The organism is Porticoccus sp. (genome assembly GCF_965660005.1).
Classification (GTDB): Bacteria; Pseudomonadota; Gammaproteobacteria; order Pseudomonadales; family Porticoccaceae; genus Porticoccus.
The window spans coordinates 22,825-45,414 of sequence record NZ_CBFHYF010000012.1 but is presented as its reverse complement, the minus strand read 5'-3'; the positions used below and the strand labels follow the sequence as shown (position 1 = coordinate 45,414).

At 52.9% G+C, this 22,590-nt stretch carries 22 protein-coding genes; 6 read left to right on the top strand and 16 right to left on the bottom strand.

The genetic code is table 11. The annotated features are described in order from the left end of the window. Positions 1-183 (bottom strand): DUF1289 domain-containing protein, encoded by a 183-nt coding sequence (locus tag ACTF5G_RS04660; RefSeq protein ID WP_438951653.1) that lies wholly within the window; start codon positions 181-183, stop codon positions 1-3. 67 nt (positions 184-250) lie between these two features. Then, positions 251-865 (bottom strand): NUDIX hydrolase, encoded by a 615-nt coding sequence (locus ACTF5G_RS04655; protein ID WP_438951652.1) that lies wholly within the window; start codon positions 863-865, stop codon positions 251-253. 73 nt (positions 866-938) lie between these two features. On the opposite strand from ACTF5G_RS04655, the gene ACTF5G_RS04650 reads away from it, so the two are divergent. Then, positions 939-1,499, top strand: a complete 561-nt coding sequence (locus ACTF5G_RS04650; protein ID WP_438951651.1) for an NUDIX hydrolase — start codon at positions 939-941, stop codon at positions 1,497-1,499. On the opposite strand, the gene ACTF5G_RS04645 is transcribed toward ACTF5G_RS04650, so the two are convergent. From ACTF5G_RS04645 to efp, 13 genes are all read right to left on the bottom strand, one after another. Beyond that, on the bottom strand, positions 1,496-1,813 hold the full coding sequence (locus ACTF5G_RS04645; protein WP_438951650.1) for an NGG1p interacting factor NIF3: 318 nt from the start codon (positions 1,811-1,813) through the stop codon (positions 1,496-1,498). The genes ACTF5G_RS04650 and ACTF5G_RS04645 overlap by 4 nt on opposite strands. A 41-nt stretch (positions 1,814-1,854) precedes the next feature. Then, positions 1,855-2,232 carry a DUF6746 family protein gene (locus tag ACTF5G_RS04640; protein ID WP_438951649.1) on the bottom strand — a complete coding sequence of 126 codons (378 nt, stop codon included), beginning with the start codon at positions 2,230-2,232 and terminating at the stop codon, positions 1,855-1,857. A 66-nt stretch (positions 2,233-2,298) separates the two neighbouring features. Further along, positions 2,299-2,709 carry a CBS domain-containing protein gene (locus ACTF5G_RS04635; protein WP_438951648.1) on the bottom strand — a complete coding sequence of 137 codons (411 nt, stop codon included), beginning with the start codon at positions 2,707-2,709 and terminating at the stop codon, positions 2,299-2,301. A gap of 102 nt (positions 2,710-2,811) precedes the next feature. Further along, positions 2,812-4,107 carry an adenylosuccinate synthase gene (locus tag ACTF5G_RS04630; protein WP_438951647.1) on the bottom strand — a complete coding sequence of 432 codons (1,296 nt, stop codon included), beginning with the start codon at positions 4,105-4,107 and terminating at the stop codon, positions 2,812-2,814. Positions 4,108-4,134: 27 nt separating this feature from the next. Then, a complete protein-coding gene (locus ACTF5G_RS04625) occupies positions 4,135-5,313 on the bottom strand; it encodes an ATP phosphoribosyltransferase regulatory subunit (protein WP_438951663.1) in 1,179 nt (392 codons plus the stop codon). Between the two features lie 5 nt (positions 5,314-5,318). Continuing rightward, complete coding sequence (locus ACTF5G_RS04620; protein WP_438951646.1) at positions 5,319-5,507, bottom strand: DUF2065 domain-containing protein; 189 nt, start codon at positions 5,505-5,507, stop codon at positions 5,319-5,321. Between the two features lie 152 nt (positions 5,508-5,659). Then, entirely contained in the window at positions 5,660-6,532 is an 873-nt protein-coding gene (hflC, locus tag ACTF5G_RS04615; protein WP_438951645.1) for a protease modulator HflC, read from the bottom strand. Further along, complete coding sequence (gene hflK / locus ACTF5G_RS04610; RefSeq protein ID WP_438951644.1) at positions 6,532-7,662, bottom strand: FtsH protease activity modulator HflK; 1,131 nt, start codon at positions 7,660-7,662, stop codon at positions 6,532-6,534. Before hflK ends, hflC begins: the two co-directional genes overlap by 1 nt. A 150-nt stretch (positions 7,663-7,812) precedes the next feature. Further along, complete coding sequence (hflX, locus tag ACTF5G_RS04605) at positions 7,813-9,135, bottom strand: ribosome rescue GTPase HflX (protein ID WP_438951643.1); 1,323 nt, start codon at positions 9,133-9,135, stop codon at positions 7,813-7,815. A gap of 12 nt (positions 9,136-9,147) precedes the next feature. Beyond that, on the bottom strand, positions 9,148-9,399 hold the full coding sequence (hfq, locus tag ACTF5G_RS04600) for an RNA chaperone Hfq (RefSeq protein WP_438951642.1): 252 nt from the start codon (positions 9,397-9,399) through the stop codon (positions 9,148-9,150). A 112-nt stretch (positions 9,400-9,511) separates the two neighbouring features. Next, a complete protein-coding gene (gene miaA, locus ACTF5G_RS04595; RefSeq protein WP_438951641.1) occupies positions 9,512-10,504 on the bottom strand; it encodes a tRNA (adenosine(37)-N6)-dimethylallyltransferase MiaA in 993 nt (330 codons plus the stop codon). Continuing rightward, positions 10,497-11,453 (bottom strand): EF-P lysine aminoacylase EpmA, encoded by a 957-nt coding sequence (gene epmA / locus ACTF5G_RS04590; protein WP_438951640.1) that lies wholly within the window; start codon positions 11,451-11,453, stop codon positions 10,497-10,499. Before epmA ends, miaA begins: the two co-directional genes overlap by 8 nt. A gap of 121 nt (positions 11,454-11,574) precedes the next feature. Then, on the bottom strand, positions 11,575-12,138 hold the full coding sequence (gene efp, locus ACTF5G_RS04585; protein WP_438951639.1) for an elongation factor P: 564 nt from the start codon (positions 12,136-12,138) through the stop codon (positions 11,575-11,577). A 46-nt stretch (positions 12,139-12,184) separates the two neighbouring features. Between efp and epmB the strand changes: the two genes are divergently transcribed. Next, positions 12,185-13,192: an EF-P beta-lysylation protein EpmB gene (gene epmB / locus ACTF5G_RS04580; protein ID WP_438951638.1), complete on the top strand. Its 1,008-nt coding sequence runs from the start codon at positions 12,185-12,187 to the stop codon at positions 13,190-13,192. A 176-nt stretch (positions 13,193-13,368) separates the two neighbouring features. Beyond that, complete coding sequence (locus ACTF5G_RS04575; RefSeq protein WP_438951637.1) at positions 13,369-15,453, top strand: EAL domain-containing protein; 2,085 nt, start codon at positions 13,369-13,371, stop codon at positions 15,451-15,453. Here ACTF5G_RS04575 and serB read toward each other — a convergent pair. Further along, positions 15,450-16,694, bottom strand: coding sequence for a phosphoserine phosphatase SerB (gene serB, locus ACTF5G_RS04570; protein ID WP_438951636.1), 1,245 nt, complete (start codon positions 16,692-16,694; stop codon positions 15,450-15,452). The two genes, ACTF5G_RS04575 and serB, sit on opposite strands and share 4 nt — an antisense overlap. A gap of 77 nt (positions 16,695-16,771) precedes the next feature. Between serB and ACTF5G_RS04565 the strand changes: the two genes are divergently transcribed. The 3 genes from ACTF5G_RS04565 to ACTF5G_RS04555 all read left to right on the top strand — a co-directional run bounded on the left by ACTF5G_RS04565 (position 16,772) and on the right by ACTF5G_RS04555 (position 22,498). Further along, positions 16,772-18,022: a hypothetical protein gene (locus ACTF5G_RS04565; RefSeq protein ID WP_438951635.1), complete on the top strand. Its 1,251-nt coding sequence runs from the start codon at positions 16,772-16,774 to the stop codon at positions 18,020-18,022. A gap of 289 nt (positions 18,023-18,311) precedes the next feature. Beyond that, positions 18,312-19,397 carry an efflux RND transporter periplasmic adaptor subunit gene (locus tag ACTF5G_RS04560; RefSeq protein ID WP_438951634.1) on the top strand — a complete coding sequence of 362 codons (1,086 nt, stop codon included), beginning with the start codon at positions 18,312-18,314 and terminating at the stop codon, positions 19,395-19,397. Positions 19,398-19,402: 5 nt separating this feature from the next. Further along, positions 19,403-22,498: an efflux RND transporter permease subunit gene (locus ACTF5G_RS04555; protein WP_438951633.1), complete on the top strand. Its 3,096-nt coding sequence runs from the start codon at positions 19,403-19,405 to the stop codon at positions 22,496-22,498. The last annotated feature ends 92 nt before the right edge of the window (positions 22,499-22,590 follow it).

The window sequence follows — 22,590 nt, the reverse complement described above, 5'->3', positions numbered from 1 at the left end:
TTAAGCAAACGGGTTATTTCTGCAGCCCCGCTCTGCAGCTTTTGCAATCACCTCCAGCCGCTCATCATCATCCATCAATAACCAGTCACGGATTTCCCTGGCAGTACGGTGACAACCGATACACACGTCTTCATGGTCCAGGGCGCAGACAGAAACACAGGGGGAAGAAATCGTTGCTATCATTGGCATGCCTAAAACGTTTGCCTCTCTAATCCGGCAATTATCGAGCCGGGAGGCGTGAAATTGCAAGTTATCGGGATGTCGGCCTCAGACCAGAGCAGTCCGGATAGACCAGCCGAATACCGGCATCGAGAGCAAGATTGAGAAAATCGGTCAGAACCACCAGTGAAAAACCCCAGATGCGGTAATCATCATAAATAAAACAGGGCATGTTGAGCGCATAGTCCGGACCGACAAAATAATCCACAGTCAGGTTGCGGGGGTCCAGAAAGTAAGCCACAGGAACTTCAAATACCGCATCCAGCTCCTCGGGATTGGCTATCAGCGGCAGGCCGGCTTCGATCAAACCCACATAGGGTTTCACCCCCATCAACTGACGTGTTCGGCTGACTGGTAACCCCGCAATGACCTGTACCTTTTTCGGCGGCAGATCAATTTCCTCCCACGTTTCCCGCAGAGCCGTCACCAGTAGATCCTCATCGCCAGGTTCCCACTTACCACCGGGAAATGCCACTTGTCCCCGGTGAGAGTTCAGATGCTCTGCTCGCTTGGTAAAAATTATTTTTGGATTGTCTGGCTCGCGGGTCAGGGCAATCAGGATCGCCGCCTCAAGTTGCTGCTCTCCGAAAGGTCTGATCCGGTCGACCGGCATGGCATTTAAACTTTCGGTAATCCGTTTTAACATAGCCCTGTTATCCTACCCTTATCGGCGCTGATTGCCGAAACAATTATTTTCCCCGTATAACGTAAAAGTGCCTATGAATTTCTGTGGTCAGTGTGGCAAACCGGTCAACTTCAAAATCCCTGCCGGAGATAATCGAAAACGTCATGTCTGCGATCATTGCGATACGATTCACTATCAGAATCCCCGGGTCATATCAGGCTGTATTCCGACTGTAGATGACAGGGTGCTGCTATGCAGACGGGCCATTGAGCCCCGCTACGGCATGTGGACTCTGCCAGCGGGTTTTCTTGAAAATGGCGAAACGGTACTTCAGGGTGCCCTGCGGGAATGCCGGGAAGAAGCACTGGCAACACTGAACGAGCCGAAACTGAGCGGTATTTATGATATTCCCCATATCAATCAGGTCTATATCCTTTATCGGGGGGCGTTACAGAATGAGGATTTCGGCACCGGTGAGGAGTCACTGGAAGCCAGGCTGTTCAGCGAGACAGATATTCCCTGGGCAGCACTGGCTTTTCCCGTGATCACCACCGCGCTGAAACACCATTTTGCAGATTTAAAGCAGGGCCTGTCGACAGTCCACACGGATATTATTACATCGCGGCTTTACTCACTGCACAAGACAACAGATTAGAGGTCGAAGTCTGCCAGCCTCCATACGTCATAGGCGGGCTCTTCATAGGGGTGTGCAATGGTCAGCGCACGAATTGCCTGTTTTATTGTGGCATCGTCACAAACCAGTTCAACACGGTATTCCTCAACCTCAGCCAAACTACCCACTCTGCCCAAGTAGGGAGCACTACCGGCAAGCGGACGAAACTGACCGACACCCAGCACTTGCCAGCAGCAGCTCTCATACTCGCCAATTTTTCCTGCTCCGGTGGCAAACACCGCCTGTTTCACTGGTTCCAGGTGGTCAATGGGCACATAAAAAACCAGCTTATACATCACATCCCCTGTTTTCCGGATATCGGCATATGTGAAGCGGTTTACTCGATGATCTGGCGCGCATTGTCCAGATAAACCCTACCCTGGGTTTTGACGGTTTCAGGTTCAGCACGCTCTGAAGCAAGATGCACCGCTTCCAGGGGCTCAGCCAGCGCAATGAGCTCAGCCTGGATTTTGGCCAATGCATTTTCCAGTGTATAAGTGAGCATATGCACCTCGTGCATATCCTGTGGTGTCAAATTGTCCTGCTGTATAAATACTTCAAGCTCCCTGTTGTACTGGGAAAAATTGGCCACCGCCTGGACCAGAGTATCAGCGGGCAATCCTTTGAAATGCTCAGGGCGGTCCTCTCCGGCAACCACGACTCCACTGGTCAGCAAAGACAGCATGACCAAAAGAACAGCCTTCGATCGAAACATGATTTCTCCTCGGGGTGAACGGCTATTTGACGAATGGGTAGTCAAAGAAGGCTCAAACGTCCTTCCTCAAATGTGCTTTTCGGAAAACTTTCCAACACCGTTCAGCAACTGTCTGCAGGTGATCTGCCCCACCAGCTTGCCCTTGTCGAGGACCGGGCAACGGCGAAAACCACGATTCATCATTTGCTGGGCGACATCCACTATATCGGCCTGGAGTGTTACGGTGAATACATCGCGAGTCATCACATCGCGCACTGGACCAACACTGCTTTCCTGATTATATCTGGCACCCAGAATGGCTTTTAAGCAATCCGTCTCGGACAGCACACCTACCAGGTTATTGTCATCATCCACCACACATAGCCCGGAAATTTTATTGCTAACAATCATATCAATGGCAACAAACAAGTCATCTCGTTGATTGACTTTAACCGGGTTGGGAAGCATGTAATCCTTGAGTTCTACTGAATTCAGCATAAACAGAAACCTTCTTATGTCTACTGTTTTTAGCTTAATAGAGAATCAGATAGCCGGAAACCTTTTATCGATACAAAAGGGACCCTTTCTTTACACACTGGATTAACTACCAAAGGGATGGCGCAGGACAATCGTTTCAACCCGGTCCGGCCCAGTTGAAATAATATCCACCGGCGTACGAAGAATCGTTTCGATACGGGCGATATAGGCACGGGCATTCACAGGCAGTTCTTCCAGGGATTTAGCTCCAACAGTTGATTCATGCCAACCGGGCATCTCTTCATAAATGGGAACCAGTTTCTCGTAATCATCAGCATGGCTCGGTGTAATCACTTCATTGCCATTGATGTTCCGATAGGCGATACACAATTTTATGGTTTCAATACCGTCAAGCACATCCAGTTTGGTCAAACAAATCCCGGATATAGAATTGATACGAATGGCCTGTTTCAGGGCTACAGCGTCGAACCAGCCACAGCGGCGTTCACGACCGGTCGTCGCACCAAACTCATGGCCTTTTTGACCCAGATGCCTGCCTATCGTATCAAACAGTTCCGTCGGAAACGGACCAGACCCAACCCGGGTGGTGTAGGCTTTTGTAATGCCCAGCACATAGTCCAGATATAGCGGACCAAAACCACTGCCAGTGGCCGTACCACCGGCGGTGGTATTGGAGGAGGTCACGTAGGGATACGTGCCGTGATCGATATCCAGCAACGAACCCTGGGCCCCTTCGAACATGATATTGTCACCCACTTCACGGGCCTCATGTAGCAACCCGGTAACATCCGCCAACATGGGTGCCAGCTCTTCTACCCAGGTAATTGATTGCTTCAAGGTTTCTTCATAACTGACTGGCTGCTCATGATAGAAATCCGTGAGCATGAAATTATGGTATTCCATCAAGCTTTTCAGTTTGTCGGCAAACAGCGCCCGATTGAATAATTCGCCAAGACGAATACCTCTCCGCGCCACTTTATCTTCATAGGCCGGGCCGATCCCGCGGCCAGTGGTACCTATTTTGGCATCACCCCTGGCACGCTCCCGGGCCTGATCCAAAGCCACATGGATAGGCAATATCAATGGGCAGGCAGGAGACAACCGAAGGCGATCCCTAACGGGTACGCCTTTATCCTCCAACTCACAGATTTCATGCAACAACGCCTCGGGCGACAACACCACGCCATTGCCAATCAAGCAGGTCACATTATCTCTGAGAATACCCGAGGGTATCAGGTGGAGAACTGTTTTCTTGCCCTCGATGACCAGAGTATGGCCGGCATTGTGCCCCCCCTGAAAACGGACTACCACAGCCGCCTGATCGGTGAGCAGATCGACAATTTTGCCTTTGCCTTCATCGCCCCACTGGGTGCCCAGCACCACGACATTCTTTCCCATGTGTTTTTCTAACCCTGATACTAATGGTCAAACTGCAGTGATTTTATAATTGCCATCCAGCCACACCAGCTGGCGATCACAATGTAACTCCTGATAATCCGGCTCCTGGCCCGGAAAGCCGCAGACCACTCGCTCACCGCTGGAGCGCAAGGCTGCTATGGCTTTTCGCCAACCGGGGTCTTCACTAACAGGGGCATAAATACCCCCTGCGACAGCCTCGGACAACACCACCTTGGCCAACGACTGTAGACTCATATTAAATCCAGTGGCAGGCCGGGAACGACCAAAGCCTTTGCCGACGTGATCGTAGCGCCCGCCATTGCCAATGGCCTGCCCAAGCCCCTGGGCATAGGCGGCAAACACGATGCCCGTGTGATAGTGATAGCCGCGCAACTCACTCAAATCGAGATAGAGATCCAAATCGGGGCACCTTTCGCCCAGTGCACTGACAACAGCCTGCAATTCATCCAGCGCCAGCTCCACTTCGGCAGGGGCCTCGGCAAACAACTCACGGGCACGATCCAACACTGAGGCGTCGCCTGCAAGACCAGCCAATGCACGAATCATCAACGCAATTTCTGTATTGCCCAGGTGCTTCACCAGCCATGCATCGAGCTCTGGAACTGCTTTGCGCTGAAGTAAATCGAATAGCTCAGCTTCACGATCAGCTGGCAGCGCAGCTGATTCAAGCAGACTGGCATAGATTCCGACGTGGCCAAGGTCGAGTTGTGGCGTGCCGAGCCCAGCAAGGCGCAACGTCTCCACCATCAAACTGATCACTTCGATATCCGCCTCGAGGCCCGGCTCGCCATAAAGCTCCACACCGATTTGAATGGGCGATCGACTTTCCAGCGCCTGTTTGGGACGGGTGTAAAGAACGGTACCGGCATAACAAAGACGACTGGGGCCATTGCGCCGAAGGCTATGGGCATCCATACGACTGGTTTGGGGTGTCATATCGGCACGAATACCCATCATCCGGCCACTGATCTGGTCCGTTACCTTGAAAGTCATCAAATCCAGATCAGAGCCGGTTCCACTCAGTAACGATTCAGTGAATTCAACCAAAGGAGGTATCACCAAGTCGTAACCCCAACTGTGATACAAATCAAGCACCTGACGACGCAACCGTTCAATCTGTAGCGCCTGATTGGGAAGTATTTCTTCAATGCCATCAGGCAACAACCAGCGATCAGCAACAGTCATCATCACTACCCGTTAATAAAATATAAAGTTCCAGCCCCGAGCAACATGCTGAGCAGGCCCATCATTCTCATACTGCGGTCGTTCACCTGCGCCAGCAATGTTGCCATATTGCGCCATCGCCCCGGCGCCAGAAAGGGCATGATGCCCTCCAACACCAACATCAGACAAAATGCTTTGGCCAAATATACCCACATACCATCATCCTGCCGGCCACAAAAAAACCGGGCGATCCCGGCCGTGGTAGTTTATCACCCCATCTGGTGCACTGCTGCATTTTTTGTTTTGCCTGCCTGACAATTAAGGAGCTTCTGCATTCGAGGGGTCAGAAAAAGACCCCCCGTACAGGTTACCTCCCCTGCTGACTGTTCAGGTAGCGAAAGAAATCGCTGTCAGGATCAACCAGCAGCACGTCACCCTTGCTGTTGAAGGATTCAGTGTAGGCCTTCAAGCTACGCTGAAATGCATAGAACTCGGGATCTTTGCTAAAGGCTTCAGCATAGGTAGCGGTGGCCTCGGCATCACCCTCACCCCTCGACTCCTCGGCTTCACGGTAGGCATTGGCCATGAGGATGGTTCGCTGCCTATCAGCATCGGCACGAATTTTTTCCGCCGCTTCCACGCCCCTTGAGCGAAGCTCCCGTGCCTCTTTTTCCCGCTCGGCTTTCATGCGACTGAAGACCTGACCACTCACTTCAGAGGGCAGGTCAATCCGTTTGACCCGAACATCAACTATTTCAATGCCCAATGAGAGCCGCACTGTGGAATTCAGCCCGGCTTTGATGTTATCCATCAGGGAATCGCGTTCTCCAGAGACCACCTCGTGGAGTGTCCGCTCACCAAACTGGTTGCGAAGTCCGTCGTTTACCCGGCTAGACAAACGGTTATGGGCAACCGCTTCATCACCGCCGGTGGATTTGTAGTAAGTGTCCACATCGACTATCCGCCATTTTGTATAGGCATCCACGATCAGACGTTTTCTCTCAGAGGTAAAAAAACTGGATGGCTCGGCATCAAGCGTCAACACCCGCGCGTCAAACTTGCGGATCTTTTCGGCAACGGGGATTTTTACATGCAAACCGGGCTGGATATCGACATCTATCAAGCGGCCAAACCTCAATTTAACAGCCCTTTCAGTTTCGGAAACCACATAAAGGGAGCTGCTCACCAAAAACAATACGGCTGCCAGCAATACCAGCAAACCTGTTGAACGATTAGTCATCAGCGCACCTCTCTTCGGGGGGTAGAGGAATTTTCCTGCCTGATACGATTCATGACCTCATCGGCAATGCTGTTCAAATCACTGCTCCTCAAGGTGGCTGGCTGGCTAACCGCAGCACCTTTATCAATAATTTTATCCAGTGGCAGATACAACATATTGTTGCCACCTTCAACATCTACCAGAACTTTGGAACTTTCACTCATAACCTGCTGCACCGAATCCAGGTAGAGCCTCTGCCGAGTCACCTCCGGCGCTTTTTGATACTCCGTCAGGAGCGCTTCAAAACGCCGCGTTTCACCCTGCGCTTCAGCCACCACTTGTTCACGATAGGCCAACGCCTCTTCGATCATACGCTGAGCCTTACCCCGGGCTTCGGGGATAATGCCGTTGGCATAGGATTGCGCTTCATTGACCAGCCTTTCCTGATCTTCACGGGCCTTGATCACATCATCGTAAGCGGCTTTCACCTCAGCAGGCGGTTTGGCCTCCTGAATATTGATTTTTCGCACCAGAATGCCAGAACCATAACCATCAAGATACTGTTGTAATCGGACTTTGACATCATCACCGACTTTCTCACGGCCGCTGGAAACCACGTCGTTCAGTCTGGTACTCCCAACCACATGGCGAAGGGCACCGTCCGAGGCATGGCGCAGACTGGCTTCTGGATCCCTGATATTGAGCACAAAGGCTTTGACATCATTGACGTTATACTGGACCACCAATGGCAGCTCGACGATGTTTTCATCCAGCGTGAGCATTTGCCCCAGTGATGTGTATTGGCGCTCTTCCGTGACACGCACTTTGGTGACGCGGTCAATCAGGGGTGGATTCCAGTGCAGTCCGGATCCTACCGTGTCCAGGTATTTACCCAGTCGCAGTACGACAGCCTGCTCCTTCTCATCCACCTGATAGAAGCCGAACAGCCCCCAACCGATCACCAAAACAGCGAGAACGACTGCTATCGAGCCGCCACTGGAACCGTTTTTGCCGCCATCACCAGAGCCACCGAATAACTTGCTGAAACGGGCACGCAACTTATTGATCGCCTCATCGAGATCAGGTGGGCCACCGCCTGCATTGTTCGTGCCCCAGGGATCTTTACCACCGCCAGGCTCATTCCAGGCCATATGTTTCTCCGTATACTGAAGGGTTGTTCGCGACCGACGATTGTACCAACCCACCGTTTAAATACCACGCTTAAGGCGTTTAATCAGGCGAAAAAAAACCGTTCCATTATGCAAAAGGGCCGGATGCACGACCGGACGAATCACATACCGTCAGTGAAGCCTGGCGTCAGGAGGGCTCTGGGAAGGCTGCCATTGCAAATCGTCAGGCGTCAGTTGTTCGGACTGCAGCAGGCGGTAAAAATCCGGCCTTGGCATACAGACTTCCACCAGCACGTTGCCATTGTCGGCCTGAGACTCTGCAAGCACTGCTTTGCGCTCATACAGCATGGCGCGAAAACGGCCCATACTGGGCGACAACCGGTAGGTTTCATGAACAATATCGCTGCTCAGCAACGATGCAATCGCCTGGATCAATAAATCGCAACCCTCGCCAGTCTGGGCTGAGAGCCAGACTGACACCGGTTTGCCTGATTCATCATACTCCAGGCGCGGCGTGGCGTTCTCCAGCAAATCAATCTTGTTATATACCATTAAAGTCGGCAGTTCCAAAGCCCCTATCTCGCACAGCACCTCATTCACCCGTGCAATGTTAGTTGACCGCTCATCACTGTGCGTATCGACTATGTGCAACAACAGGGACGCACTTGCTGCTTCTTCCAGGGTGGCCCGGAAAGCCTCTACCAACTTGTGGGGCAGGTGACTGATAAAACCCACTGTGTCCGCAAGTACAACAGACCCGAAGCCGCTCACATCAATACGGCGCATGGTGGGATCCAGCGTGGCAAAAAGCTGATTGGCCGCATAGACCTCAGCATCCGCGAGCCGATTGAAGAGTGTGGATTTTCCGGCATTGGTGTAACCCACCAGGGATATGGTGGGCATCTCTGCTCTCAACCGCGAGCGGCGACCCTGATCCCGCTGTCGACGAACCTTGTCCAAACGACCGAGAATAGACTTGATTCTGTTCCGCAATAAGCGACGGTCGGTTTCCAACTGGGTTTCACCCGGCCCTCTCAGGCCAATACCACCTTTTTGTCGCTCAAGGTGAGTCCAGCCGCGCACCAACCGGGTAGACATATGCTGCAATTGTGCGAGCTCAACCTGCAACTTACCCTCGTGGGTCCGCGCTCGCTGGGCAAAAATGTCGAGAATCAGACCGGTGCGATCAAGTACCCTGCATTTCAGAACAGCCTCAAGATTGCGTTCCTGACTGGGCGAAAGGTTGTGGTTGAAAATAACCAGTTCGGCGCAGGCGTCAATGACCAGTGCCGCCAACTCGTCCAGCTTCCCTGTACCCACAAAATATTTAGGATGGGGTGCATTGCGCTGTCCCGTCACAAGAGCAACGGGATCACCACCGGCGGACAACACCAGCTCTTCAAACTCCCGGGGGTCTTCAGGCTCATTTTCAGTCCCAATCATCAAATGAACCAGAATGGCGGTTTCACCAGATTCAGGACGCTCAAAAAACAATCAGCACTCCACTCACTCAGGAATATCCATTGAGTCATCTGTCATTGCCATCGGCAAGTGTACCGGCCGGGATGGCACGACTGTGGAAATTGCGTGCTTGTAGACCATTTGGCTGACCGTATTTTTCAGCAACACCACAAATTGATCAAACGACTCAATCTGCCCCTGCAGCTTAATGCCATTAACCAGAAAAATTGAGACAGGTATACGCTCTTTACGCAACACATTCAAAAAAGGGTCTTGTAGATTATGCCCTTTTGACATGGTTATTCTCCTCAACAAAGGAATAAAAAACGCCGAAAAACAAGGGATTACAAGTAGATCTATTCGGCGAAACCAGCATCCGTACTAAATTGGATTTATCATACTATTGGCCTTACTTTTTGTATATGGGGCTTTTTTCAAGGATCTTCAAGCACCCCGAAAGCAAATGCGGCAAATTTTCAGGTTCACCTGTTTCTGAATCAATAAACAGCTGTTTCATGGACGGCCAGGTACGCAACCAGGTCAGTTGCCGTTTGGCCAATTGGCGAGTGGCTGCCTGTGCCGCTTTCACCATGTCTGAATAATTGATCTCTCCCGACAGGTATTGCCACATCTGCCGGTAACCCACCGCACGCATGGAGGGCAAATCGGGGTGCAAATCTCCACGGCAGTATAGCGCCCTGACTTCTTCCTCGAAGCCCTGCGCCAACATTTTCTCGAAACGCCGCTCAATACGCTGGTGAAGAAGCGCGCGGCAGTGGGGTAAAAGCCTGATCTGAGTCAACTGGAACTGCCGGGTAATGGGATCAATTCCACCACCTGTACTGGCCTGCTCGCGTTTGAATTGTGACAGTGTCTTACCAGTGGCACGATAAACTTCCAGTGCCCGCTGGATGCGACGGGAATGATTCGGATGTAATTGACCTGCTGTTTCCGGATCGACTGCAGCCAGCAACTGGTGCATAAAAGGCCAGCCTCGCCGATCAGCTTCATGCTCAATTTCGAGGCGAATATGAAGAGGCGAAGGTGGCATATTACCCAACCCCTCGAGTAGTGCCTTGAAGTACAACATGGTGCCACCGACCAGCAACGGGATTCGCCCTGCGGCACTGATCTCCGCCATAGCCTGACGGGCATCCCGCGCGAATTCAGCGGCCGAATAGGTGTCAGCGGGATCACGAATATCAACCAGACGGTGGGGCACAGAAGCCAACAGGTCTGCTGATGGTTTGGCAGAGCCTATATCCATATGCCGGTAAATCAGCGCGGAGTCCACACTGATCAACTCCACCGGCAGATATTCACGCAGAGCAATGGCCAGATCTGTTTTACCTGTGGCCGTTGGCCCCATCAAAAAAATCGCTGGCGGTAGTGTTTCAATCATTCACTTCACGGCCTATGCCAAATGGTAGAACGTCCTGGATCTCCCCCAGTGAAAGCAATTGCATCAACAGGCGATCGACACCAAGAGCTACACCAGCGCATTTCGGCAGGCCCGCTTTCATTGCAGCCAGGAGCTGAAGGTCTACCGGCATGGCTGATTTCCCGACTGCTGCCCGCAAAGCCAGATCTGACTCAAAACGGGAGGCCTGTTCTTCGACATCTGTCAGCTCAAAGTAACCATTGGCCAATTCCATTCTGCCCAGAAAAGCTTCAAAGCGTCGAGCCACAGGAACGCCTGAAAAATCCCTGCCAACAGAAGCCAAAGCGGCCTGGCACAGGGGATAATCATAAACAAACACCACCCCATCCGGCAGTCGTGGCTCAACGCCAATACTGAAGAGAAGATCGAGACAGCTGTTTCGATTGGCCGTTGTAAAGTCACTTCCCGAAAGCACTGCAGCCTGCCGCTGAAGCGCCTCAAGAGACGCCGTATGGGGATCAAGCCCAATGTTCTGTTGAAAAACTTCACGATAGGGTAGCTTAACGGGCTTCGCCGCCACCCCCAGCTCAGTCAATAATGAGGAGACCTCGCCAATAAGGTCATGCTCATCCCAGCCGGGACGGTACCATTCGAGAAGAGTGAACTCCGGACTGTGGCGCCGACCCGACTCGCCATCGCGGAATGCCTTTCCCAGATAATAAATACTGTCACTGCCGGCAGCGAGCAACCGTTTCATTTGGTATTCGGGTGAGCTTTGCAGGAAATGGCGCCGACCATTCACCTCTGCCGGAATCGAATCGATATTGACATCCGTGACGCCGGTTTTTGCCAATACTGGCACATCGACCTCCCAAACGCCGCGCAGAGAAAAAAACTGGCGAACGGCGGCCAACAGCCGAGCACGGCCGCGAAGTGTTTCGATTGTCGCCGTGGGTTGCCAATCAGCCATGTCGCCTCCTCAAAATCTGCGAGCGCCCTGCATACGCATAACTTAGCCGCATGGCATCAACAGCAAAAAGGGCGGCTTCGCCACCCTCTTACGATATATTGATGCAGAGAACACAGGACAATCAGGCTCTGCCCAGATACTCTCCAGTGCGAGTATCCACACGCACAACATCGCCTATATTGAGAAACAGCGGCACTTTGACCACAGCACCGGTAACCAGCTTGGCGGGCTTGGTACCACCCTGAGCGGTATCTCCCTTGAGCCCCGGATCTGTATCGACAATTTCCAGCTCAATATGATTGGGTGGTGTCACCGCCAATGGCTGGCCGTTAAACAGGGTAACCATAACGGTAGCCTGCTCTTTCAGCCACTGCACAGCATCGCCGAGCGTTTTACCGTCTGCCTGATACTGCTCAAAGGTGCCCGGCTCCATGAAATGATAGTATTCGCCATCATTGTAGAGGTACTGCATGTCGCGATCGGACACATCAGCGCCCTCCAGCGAGTCACTGGAGCGGAAAGTTCGCTCCCAAACGCGGCCCGTTTTCAGGTTGCGCAGACGAACCCGGTTAAAGGCCTGCCCCTTGCCCGGCTTGACAAATTCGTTCTCCACAATGGAACAGGGGTCACCATCCAGCATAACTTTCAGACCGGCGCGAATTTCGTTGTTAGAATAGGTAGCCATTATTGCCTCAACACTCAGTAAAACTTTCTGGAAAAAAGAGAGCGCCATGATAACCGGTTCTGCGACGAGTTTGGATAGTCCCGGCTGGCAAGAACAACTCACTGCCAGCATTCGCCACCCAAAAGAGCTTTTTGACTACCTGGAACTGGATGAAACTCCACTCAGCGAAGCGCTGACGGCCCATGGCGACTTTCAGGTGCGGGTGCCCCATGCCTACCTCAGCCGCATCAGGAAAGGGGATCCGGATGATCCATTGCTACGACAGATCCTGCCTGTCGCTGAAGAACTGCTTGTTGTGCCCGGGTACAGCAAAGATCCACTGACAGAGCAGCAGGCCAATCCTGTGCCGGGCTTGATTCACAAGTATCATGGACGACTTTTGCTGATCGTCAGCCCAAACTGTGCAATCAACTGCCGTTATTGTTTTCGCCGTCACTTCCCCTACCAGGAAAACAGGCCAGCGCGACCGGAGTGGCAAAATGCACTGGATTATATTGCCGGAGACGAGTCCATCAGCGAAGTCATCTACAGTGGCGGCGATCCGCTGGCGACCGGGGATAACCAATTGCAATGGCTCACCGAGGAAATCGCCGGAATCAGGCATGTCAAACGCTTGAGGGTTCACACTCGACTGCCAGTGGTCATTCCTGACCGGATTACCGACAGCTGCCTGCAATGGCTGACAGGGACGCGCTTGCAGACATCCATGGTGATTCACAGCAATCACCCCAATGAACTGGATGAATCCGTCGGCGCAAGTCTGCTGGCCCTGAAAGCCGCCGGTATCACTGTGCTGAATCAGTCGGTATTGCTTGCCGGCGTGAATGATGATTCCGATACGCTGGCACGGTTATCCGAACGCCTGTTTGAATTCGGCTGTCTGCCCTATTACCTTCATCAACTAGATAAAATCAGCGGGGCAGCCCATTTTGCAGTCTCTGACGAAACGGCTCGCGAGTTGCACTGCCAGTTATTGGCCAGGCTCCCCGGCTACCTTGTGCCAAAGCTGGTGAGGGAAGTCCCCAAAGCAACGAGCAAGTTACCGTTGATATGATTCCCGTTTTCCTCAAAGCCCTTTTTTGCCCATAATGTGGTGTAGCTCGCACTTTGGTCATGGGGCAAAAAACATCAGACCAGGATTGGCTGTGTGTTCCCCGGCCTCCATTGCCTTATAATGCTGCAATCCAATAAAAACCACACGTTACACCATTCGGGGGGAGCCCGGCCTAAATGATCCCAGACAGCGCCCTGAAACTTTTACTGGTTCACGACAGCTTTGAAGAGGCTAACCGTATCGTCAGCCTGTTGCGCAACGCTAACTACCGTGCCGAATCAAAGCATGTCAATCAGGAAGATGTGCTCTCAAAACTGCTGCAGGAAAAACCCTGGGATATGATTATTGGCCAATATCAGGGCAACAACACTCCCATAAAATCCATCTTTTCACTGATCAGGCGCTTTGACCTGGACACCCCGGTTGTTCTGATTTCAGAGCAGTATAACGCCGCAGAAATTGTCGAGGGACTACGCCTTGGCGCAGCAGACGTAGTACCCATGGACGAAGACCAGCAATTGTTGCTGGTGGTAGCAAAAGCCCTGTTCAACCTTGAACAAAGACGTCTGCTGCGCCATTTCAGGCGCCGCTATGCCGATGCAGAAAGCCGGTGTGACAGACTGCTCGGCTCATCGGTAGATGCCATCGCCATTATTCAGGAGGGCACTTATCTGTTCACCAACGATAGCTTTGCCCAACTGTTTGGTCACCTGGAAAGTGACAGCATGCTTTGTCTCCCTGTGATTGATACGATTGCGCCAGAGGATCATGCGCGACTAAAAGAGTATCTACGCCCTATCGACAAAGACGAGGAAATTCCGATGGAGACCCTGCGCTTTACCGGAATCACTCACGATGAAATACCGATTCCGATCGAGGCCAGAATAGCCAAGGTGGATTATCAGGGTGAACCAGCCCTTGAGTTGGTCATCAGCCGGCAGTTTCTGGATGGCCAGGTAAATGCCGGCGACGATGATGCCGGCGACCCATCCGGTGCCATCAGTATTCAGCGCGACAAGGTTATTGAGCTGATAAACAACGCCATCCGCCTCGCCGCACAAAAACATAGCTCCTCGGTTCTGCTCTATATCACCCTGGACCGCTATACCAGTATCCTGGCAGAAATCGGCATACAAAAAACCGAAGAACTGGTTTCACAACTGGTGGAAAAAATCAGGGGTACTGCAGGCGAGGAGGTCAGCCTCAAGCGTTTCAAGGAGGACACGCTGGTTATGATCCTGCCCAACACCGGGACCGATGCAGCACTGATGTTTGCCAACCAGCTCTGCGAGACTGTCAGCAAACATATTTTTCAATTGAATGACCAAACCTTTAGTCTGACGCTCGGTATCGGGGCATCCGTCATCAGTGAAACCGTTGCCACGGCTGAGGGTTGCATTGAGAAAGCACTCTCTGCACTCACCGAGCTGCACCAGAAAAATAACGGGGACTTTGCCAACGGTGCCAATCTTTATCAATCGGAAATCGGCCCTGAATACTGCGAGGAAAATGTCGAGGAAACCGCCAGAGCCATGCTCGAGGACAAACTTTTCGAGCTACTCTATCAGCCTATTATTCCGCTGCAGGGCAAACAGGAACAATTTTACGAAGTATTTATCCGCACCAAGCCAGAGGCCGATGAAAAAGCGCTGCCGGACAATTTTATTGCCAAGGTCTTTAAAACCGAAGCGGCCCGAGATATTGACCACTGGGTAATTCTGGAGTCATTCAAAGCACTGTCGGAAAAACTGAAGAGCGCTCCGGCCACTCGCCTGTTTATCAATATCTGCAGCCACACCCTGACTGACGAAACTTTTATTCCCTGGCTGAAAGTGGCACTGAAAGCCTCCGGACTATACCCCAAAAACATTATCTTTCAGTTGCGTGAAATCGACGTTGCCCGCCAATATCACCGCTCGGTGGAGCTGATTGAGGACCTGAGCAGAATCAATGGTGATGTGGCGTTATCCCATTTTGGGCTTGCCATCGAACCAATGAAACTATTGCAAAACCTGTCGGTAAATTACATCAAATTTGACAGCGTTATCATTGAAAAAGCGTACCAAAGCGATGAGAGCCTGGCCGAACTAAAGAGCCTGATCAGCTCCCTGAAGATCGAAAATGAACAAATTATTGTCCCCTTTGTTGAGCGGGCAGACATGATACCTTCGCTGTGGACCTGCGGTGTCCACTACATACAGGGACACTTCCTGCAACGGCCCTCCCAACGTATGAGCTACGATTTCAGCAACGACAGTTAATCGCCTAAACGATACGGCTCACGTTGCCAGAGCAGAGTATCCCGGTCACTCAAACCCATCAGGTAAAGTATGCCATCCAGACCCAGCTTCGAGATCGACTGCTTGGCCGTGGCTTTCACCAGGGGTTTTGCCCGAAAGGCGATTCCCAGTCCGGCTATACTGAGCATGGGCAAATCATTGGCACCATCCCCAACAGCGATTACCTGCTCCAGACTGATGTTTTCACTGGCAGCAATCTCACGCAACAGTTGCGCCTTGCGCTGACCGTCAACCACTTCACCACACACCCGGCCAGTCATCTTGCCGTCAACCACTTCCAGGTGATTGGCATAAATGTAATCAATACCCAGCTGCTTCTGAATGTGTTGCGCAAAATAATCGAAGCCCCCGGACAAAATAGCGGTTCTGTAGCCTAGCTGACGCAGAGTGGACACCAGGGTTTCAGCACCCTCGGTTAATTTCAATCTTGCCGCCACCATCGCCAGGACCGATGCGTCCAGCCCCCTTAACAACAACATACGTTCGGAAAAACTCGCCTTGAAGTCCAGTTCACCGCGCATCGCGGCCTCAGTGATGGCCGCCACCTCTTCGCCGACACCGGCCTCCCTGGCCAACTCATCAATAACCTCTGCCTCGATCAGGGTAGAGTCCATGTCAAACACGACCAATCGGCGATTGCGGCGATAAATATTGTCTTCCTGATAGGCGATGTCAATATCCAGTTCAGCAGACAACTCCAGCAGCGAGGCTCGCAATGCCGTCAAATCCACCGGAACACCGCGCAGCGAAAATTCCACACAGGCCTTGGTATTGGCCTCGATCCGCTCCAGTGGTACTCGCCCCGACAGGCGGGTAATTTTGTCAATATTCAGTCCCTGCTCCACGGTCACAGCCGTCACTCTGGCAATGTGATGAGCGGCCACCCGTCGGGCAAGCAGTGTGACAATATGACGTGGCTTGCCCTGCTGATCCACCCAGTGCTCGTAACTTGATTCAGAGATCGACTGGAAGCGCACCCGCATATCCATCGCGTGAAGACTGAACAGAATTTCCTTTTGTACCAGTGCCGGCTGCTGACCGTCAGGGATCATCACCAGAATACCAAGATTGAGATTATCGTGGATTACCGCCTGACCAATATCCAGAATATCGGCGCCGTGTTCGTCCAGCACTCGGGAGACGGCGCTGGTAATACCGGGCTTATCCTCTCCGGCAACATTGATCAGTAAAATTTCTCTCACAGTGGATTCCATTTTTTATGGGGATTATCGCAACCCTATTGGCGCAAGTATTATAGGAGAGCAGCGAATGAGATAGAATGCACAACACTAGCCAATCACAGGGATATGTCACCAGCATGGGCCACATCAAACCATCCTTTACGAGACTTATACCCCTTGCTGCACTTATTTTTTCCGTACTGGCCGGTCTTGCACTCGGACTCACCTTCAACCAGCAGATGGGCACGTTGTCATCACAACAGGAGAACCACCTGGGCAGCGTGCTTGCCGGACAACTCGCAAAAGTGGTCCGTGAGCCGCTGATCCATCGGGACAGCCTGAGCCTGCAGGTGGAACTGGACGACATGCTCGCCATCACGGGTGTGGCGCAGGCTGCCGTTTACGACATCGAAAATCAACTCATTGCCCGAGCCGGGGGCGCCCATGGACGTTCGGCCAAGATCAACCACTATCGCACGCCCGTCAATATTGATGACAGCACAATCGGATTTGTGTCGGTCACACTGGAACCGGACTATTATGCGGCACAGGCGGCCGTTGCCGCTCGAATACTCCTGCTATTATGGGCTTTGCTGGCGGCCATACTGATCTTCGCCTCCTTCAGGTTTGGCAGCAATCTCTCCAACAGGTTGACGGAGCTGCTTCGACAATTGCCGGGCAGTGAATCCAGCAAAGGGGATGAACTCACCCAACTGGCACAACGCATAGAGCCCCTTTTGCGCGAGCCTGAAACCCCTTTTACCCCAGCGACTGTGCGATCCGTAACGACCCTGGCAATCGCCTGTCGCAACCTGCCTCGTCTCGAGGCACTGCTGAATCAGGAGCATTTCAAAACCCTCATGGTCAAACTGGACCAACTGGTTGAACGCGCAGGGCGACTCTACGGGGCAACCCGTTTGCCGGGAGATGACTACCATATCTGTCTGGAATTTGTCGACGGTGAGAATGACCAGCTATCCCGGGCGATTCATTGTGCGTCTGCACTGCTCCGCCTCAGCTCGCGGCTACTGGACAAACAGGGCATCACAATTGAGTTGACCGCTGCAGTTTCCACTGGACTGCAACAGCCCTCACAATCAATCTTGCTGGGCGAACGTGAACTCGGTAAGCGCCTCATCGCGATCCAGGGTTTACTGGACAAGGCCGCCACCGGAGAAATTCTGTTGGCTGACCAGGCCGATTTTCAACAGCAGGACCTGCATGATGTCGATCTCTCTCCACTGGCTGAAGGCAGTACGGTATACAGGATTAACCATTTGGGTGAAGACGGAGAGGATCTTCTCATACGGCAGCTGGCATTATTGACCAACCAGCCCGATCTTATCTGAATGTATTGGAGGGAAGGTATTGCCGTCTTTTTGACAACATTCTGCAATGAAAATCGGGGGCGGGTTGATCCATAGGGACTCTTTGATGCGTATCATCTGTTGTGAATAAAACACCCGGCAATCACAGTATTTTTGCCTGAGCAGGTATCGCCCGGCAAAGCTTCCGGTTTTTATTGGCAGCACCTCTCCCAACTGTCATATTTCGAAGCCACAATACCGCCAATCATTCAGAAGCCGGACCCCCGCGGCAACAGTCTGCTTTGCCCGGGGAGCAAACAAGGACCACCACATGCACTTCAAGGCAGTTATTCTTGCCCTTTCCTTTTGCAGCTTGCCACTCAGCATTTCTGCTGCACCGGCATCAGTTCCTGTCTTCGTCAAAGCGGCCACCACCGAGCTGCTCTCCGAAAAAATAGAGGCCATCGGCACCCTGAAAGCCAATGAGGCAGTCACGCTCTCCGCCACCGTCACAGAAACGATCACTGCGATCCACTTTGACGATGGCCAGCGGGTCAATGCAGGTGATGTGCTGGCGGAGATGACCAGTACAGAAGAGCATGCACAGCTCGAGGAGGCACTTTCAACCGTCAAAGAAGCCGAGCGGCAATATCAGCGCATCAAATCGCTGGTCAATGCAAAGCTGTCCACGGAATCACTACTGGATGAAAGGCGGGCGGCCTTTGAAACGGCCGGAGCAAAGCTCAATGCTACCCGTTCGCGACTGGCTGACCGCCTGATACTGGCACCTTTTGATGGCGTCGTCGGATTGCGACAAATCAGTGTCGGCCAACTGGTCACCCCGGGTGACAGTATCACAACACTGGATGACGACAGCGTGATGAAGCTGGACATGTCTGTACCCGCGCTCTTTCTCAATAGTCTGGCACCCGGCATGAAAATTACAGCAAAAGCTGCGGGGCTGGATAACCGGTACGTTGAAGGCGAGATTTTCAGCATCGATTCAAGGGTCGACCCGATTACCCGGGCCGTCATGGTCAGAGCGCTGCTGCCAAACGAACAGCGTAACCTGAAACCCGGCATGCTGGTCACCGTGGTATTACAAAAAGCCCCACAGGAGCAGTTGATGATTTCCGAGAAATCCCTGATACAGGAGGGATTCAATCAGTTTGCCTTCGTGGTTGATAGCGTGACCAAACCCGCCCGGGTCGTAAAACGCAAACTGGTCACTGGACCCCGTCGTCCAGGTGCTATCGCGGTAATATCCGGGATTCAGGTCGGCGAACTGGTGGTCACTCACGGCACCATGCGCCTCAGTGATGGCTCAACGGTCCATATCGCCGCCGAGCAAAAAGGCGATGAATCCCTGACCGAATTGCTCCGGCAACAGGCCTCTCCTGCCAACAAGAGCGATTGAGCAGCATGCTTCTCTCCGATATCAGCATCAGGCGCCCGGTTTTTGCCTCGGTCATTTCGCTGTTGCTGGTGGCTTTCGGTACGATCGCCTTCGAGCGCCTGCCACTGCGCGAATACCCCGATATTGATTCACCGATTGTCTCCATCCAGACCAAATACCCCGGCGCTGCGGCCAGTGTGGTGGAAACGCGTGTCACACAACTGATTGAAGACCGGATTTCCGGACTGGAAGGCATCAAGTTTATTGAATCAAACAGCTCGGACGGTGAATCGAGAATCAATATTGAATTCAATCTTTCCCGCGATATTGATGCGGCTGCCAGTGATGTGCGGGACCGGGTTTCACGAATTCTTGAGGATTTGCCGGAAGAAGCCGATCTTCCCGATGTGGAGAAAATTGACTCCAACGAAGACGTCATTATGTGGCTCAACCTCACCAGTGACCGTCTGTCGATGCCGGAGCTGACCGACTACGCCGAGCGTTACCTGATGGATCGTTTTTCGGTACTAGACGGCGTGGCGCTGGTGCGAGTGGGAGGGGGCCAGAGTTTCGCCATGCGGATCTGGCTGGACCGCATCAAACTGGCCGCTCACAACCTGACTGCAACGGATGTGGAGTCAGCACTGCGGTCGGAAAACGTGGAACTCCCGGCGGGTAAAATCGAATCGGTGGATCAGGAGTTCACCGTTCGCGTGGAGCGGGTATTCAGAACCGCTGAGGATTTCAGTCAACTGGTGCTGAAGCGCGGGGAAAATGGCTACCTGGTGCGACTGCGCGATGTGGGCACCGTGGAACGGGGAACCGAGGAATACCGAACCCTGTTTCGGGGCAATGGTGAAACCATGGTCGGGCTGGGCATCACCAAACAATCCACCGCAAACACCATGGACGTTTCCCGTGCAGCCAAGGCCGAAGCCCAGCGTCTCAATAAAACCCTGCCAGAAGGCATGTCCATACAGCAGAGTTATGACACTTCGGTCTTTATCCAAAAAGCCATCAACGAGGTCTATAAAACACTCGGCATTGCCATTGCACTGGTGATCTTCATCATTTATCTGTTTCTCGGCAGCGCCAGGGCCATGCTGGTACCGGCAGTGACGGTGCCCGTTTCACTGGTTGCGACGTTTATTGTTCTGATGGCCATGGGTTTCACCGTCAACCTGCTGACACTGCTTGCCATGGTACTGGCCATCGGGCTGGTGGTGGACGATGCCATTGTCGTACTGGAGAATATTCATCGGCGAATGGAAGAATACGGTGAGTCCGCCATCGTCGCCGCCTACCGTGGAACCCGTCAGGTAGGTTTTGCCGTGATTGCCACAACACTGGTGTTAATCGCAGTATTTGCCCCAATTGCCATTCTTGAAGGTGACATGGGTAGGCTGTTCTCCGAGTTTGCCCTGACCATGAGTGCAGCGGTGGGGTTTTCAAGCCTGGTGGCACTGACACTCTCTCCGGTGCTTGCCTCACTGGTGCTCAAACCGGCGGGAAACTCCACCTTGCTGGTCAGAAAGGTCGATAACTTTTTTACCCGCCTGAAAAGTCGCTATGGACACTGGGTTGACGCTGCCATTGAAAAACCCTGTCTGGTGATCGCAATCTTTGTCGCCATCATTGGACTCTGCGTCCTGCTGGTCAACCAGATTCCCAATGAGTATGCCCCCAAAGAAGATCGCGGAGCCTTTTTTATCATGGTCAAGGGGCCTGAAGGTGCCAGCTATTCTTACACCAAGGAATACATGGAGGAAATCGAACGCCGACTGATGCCACTGGCAGAAAGTGGCGAGGCTGAACGGATCCTGATTCGCGCCCCCCGGGATGCCTTCAATACCGGCATGGTGATTGTCGTGCTCGGGGACTGGGATAACCGGCGTTCTGCCTGGGATATTATGGCGGCAATCCGTCTGAAAACCGCCGACCTGGCGGGGGTGACGATACATCCGATCATGCGCCAGGGGATCGGCAGTCGAACCGAAAAACCCTTGCAGTTTGTGCTCGCCGGGGGTACCTACCAGGAGTTGGCCGCTTGGCGGGACATCCTGTTTGCCGAGTTGCGAAAAAGCAATCCCGGTTTCACCGATATCGACAGCGACTACAAGGAGACCAGCCCCCAGGTACAAGTATTGATTGATTATGATCGGGCGGCAGAGCTGGGTGTCTCGGTGCAGAATATCGGTCGCACACTGGAGGGCATGCTGGCTTCGCGGCGGGTCACCACCTACATTGACACCGGAGAAGAGTACGATGTGATGATTGAGGGCATACGCGATCAGCAAAACAGCCCCGGGGATCTCACCAATATCTACGTCCGCTCCGACCGTTCAGAGCAGTTAATTCCCCTTTCCAATCTGGTCTCGTTGAAGGAATTTGCCGACTCCAAAACCCTCAACCGCTACAATCGCAATCGGGCCATTACCATTGATGCCAATCTTGAAGATCGGCTCCCGCTGGGCGAGGGACTCCTGTATCTGGAGAAGCTGGTTGACGAGCACTTGCCGGAATACGCCATCGTGGATTACAAGGGTCGCTCCCTGGATTACAAAACCTCCGGCACTGCCACCTATTTCACTTTTGTGCTGGGGATCATCGTGATGTTTCTGGTGCTGGCAGCCCAGTTTGAGAGTTACATCAACCCTTTCATCATCCTACTCACAGTGCCAATGGCGATCGCCGGCGGGTTGCTCGGACTCTGGGCCACCGGCAATACACTCAATCTCTACAGCCAGATCGGTCTGATTATGCTGGTGGGACTGGCGGCAAAAAATGGCATTCTGATTGTTGAGTTTGCCAATCAGGCAAGGGACCGCGGAGCCTCAGTGAAGGCCGCTATTACCGAAGCGGCACGGGTTCGCCTGCGGCCCATTCTGATGACCAGCATTACCACCGTTGCCGGCTCGGTGCCGCTGATTCTGTCCTTTGGCGCCGGGGCTGAAACCCGCCAGGTGCTGGGGATTACACTCTTCTGTGGCGTAGCATTTGCCACTGTCTTCACACTGTTTGTACTGCCGGTGGCCTACAACCTGCTGGGTGGATTTTCCCGAGGACCGGGTTTTGTATCACAGAAGCTGGATCGGGAACTGGACGCAACCTCCAACCACTGAGGTCGTTACTGAAGAGCGGTGTCATCTAGCGGCCACCAAATCTGGGGGCTGATAGCAGCTGTTTTTCACGTGATGCCTCAAAGATTCTGAGT

Excerpts from the sequence above, each read along its gene's own strand:
- ACTF5G_RS04660 (WP_438951653.1), bottom strand. The coding sequence starts at position 183 with ATGATAGCAACGATTTCTTCCCCCTGTGTTTCTGTCTGCGCCCTGGAC.
- ACTF5G_RS04655 (WP_438951652.1), bottom strand. The coding sequence starts at position 865 with ATGTTAAAACGGATTACCGAAAGTTTAAATGCCATGCCGGTCGACCGG.
- ACTF5G_RS04650 (WP_438951651.1), top strand. The coding sequence starts at position 939 with ATGAATTTCTGTGGTCAGTGTGGCAAACCGGTCAACTTCAAAATCCCT.
- ACTF5G_RS04645 (WP_438951650.1), bottom strand. The coding sequence starts at position 1,813 with ATGTATAAGCTGGTTTTTTATGTGCCCATTGACCACCTGGAACCAGTG.
- ACTF5G_RS04640 (WP_438951649.1), bottom strand. The coding sequence starts at position 2,232 with ATGTTTCGATCGAAGGCTGTTCTTTTGGTCATGCTGTCTTTGCTGACC.
- ACTF5G_RS04635 (WP_438951648.1), bottom strand. The coding sequence starts at position 2,709 with ATGCTGAATTCAGTAGAACTCAAGGATTACATGCTTCCCAACCCGGTT.
- ACTF5G_RS04630 (WP_438951647.1), bottom strand. The coding sequence starts at position 4,107 with ATGGGAAAGAATGTCGTGGTGCTGGGCACCCAGTGGGGCGATGAAGGC.
- ACTF5G_RS04625 (WP_438951663.1), bottom strand. The coding sequence starts at position 5,313 with ATGACTGTTGCTGATCGCTGGTTGTTGCCTGATGGCATTGAAGAAATA.
- ACTF5G_RS04620 (WP_438951646.1), bottom strand. The coding sequence starts at position 5,507 with ATGTGGGTATATTTGGCCAAAGCATTTTGTCTGATGTTGGTGTTGGAG.
- hflC (WP_438951645.1), bottom strand. The coding sequence starts at position 6,532 with ATGACTAATCGTTCAACAGGTTTGCTGGTATTGCTGGCAGCCGTATTG.
- hflK (WP_438951644.1), bottom strand. The coding sequence starts at position 7,662 with ATGGCCTGGAATGAGCCTGGCGGTGGTAAAGATCCCTGGGGCACGAAC.
- hfq (WP_438951642.1), bottom strand. The coding sequence starts at position 9,399 with ATGTCAAAAGGGCATAATCTACAAGACCCTTTTTTGAATGTGTTGCGT.
- miaA (WP_438951641.1), bottom strand. The coding sequence starts at position 10,504 with ATGATTGAAACACTACCGCCAGCGATTTTTTTGATGGGGCCAACGGCC.
- epmA (WP_438951640.1), bottom strand. The coding sequence starts at position 11,453 with ATGGCTGATTGGCAACCCACGGCGACAATCGAAACACTTCGCGGCCGT.
- efp (WP_438951639.1), bottom strand. The coding sequence starts at position 12,138 with ATGGCTACCTATTCTAACAACGAAATTCGCGCCGGTCTGAAAGTTATG.
- epmB (WP_438951638.1), top strand. The coding sequence starts at position 12,185 with ATGATAACCGGTTCTGCGACGAGTTTGGATAGTCCCGGCTGGCAAGAA.
- ACTF5G_RS04575 (WP_438951637.1), top strand. The coding sequence starts at position 13,369 with ATGATCCCAGACAGCGCCCTGAAACTTTTACTGGTTCACGACAGCTTT.
- ACTF5G_RS04565 (WP_438951635.1), top strand. The coding sequence starts at position 16,772 with ATGCACAACACTAGCCAATCACAGGGATATGTCACCAGCATGGGCCAC.
- ACTF5G_RS04560 (WP_438951634.1), top strand. The coding sequence starts at position 18,312 with ATGCACTTCAAGGCAGTTATTCTTGCCCTTTCCTTTTGCAGCTTGCCA.
- ACTF5G_RS04555 (WP_438951633.1), top strand. The coding sequence starts at position 19,403 with ATGCTTCTCTCCGATATCAGCATCAGGCGCCCGGTTTTTGCCTCGGTC.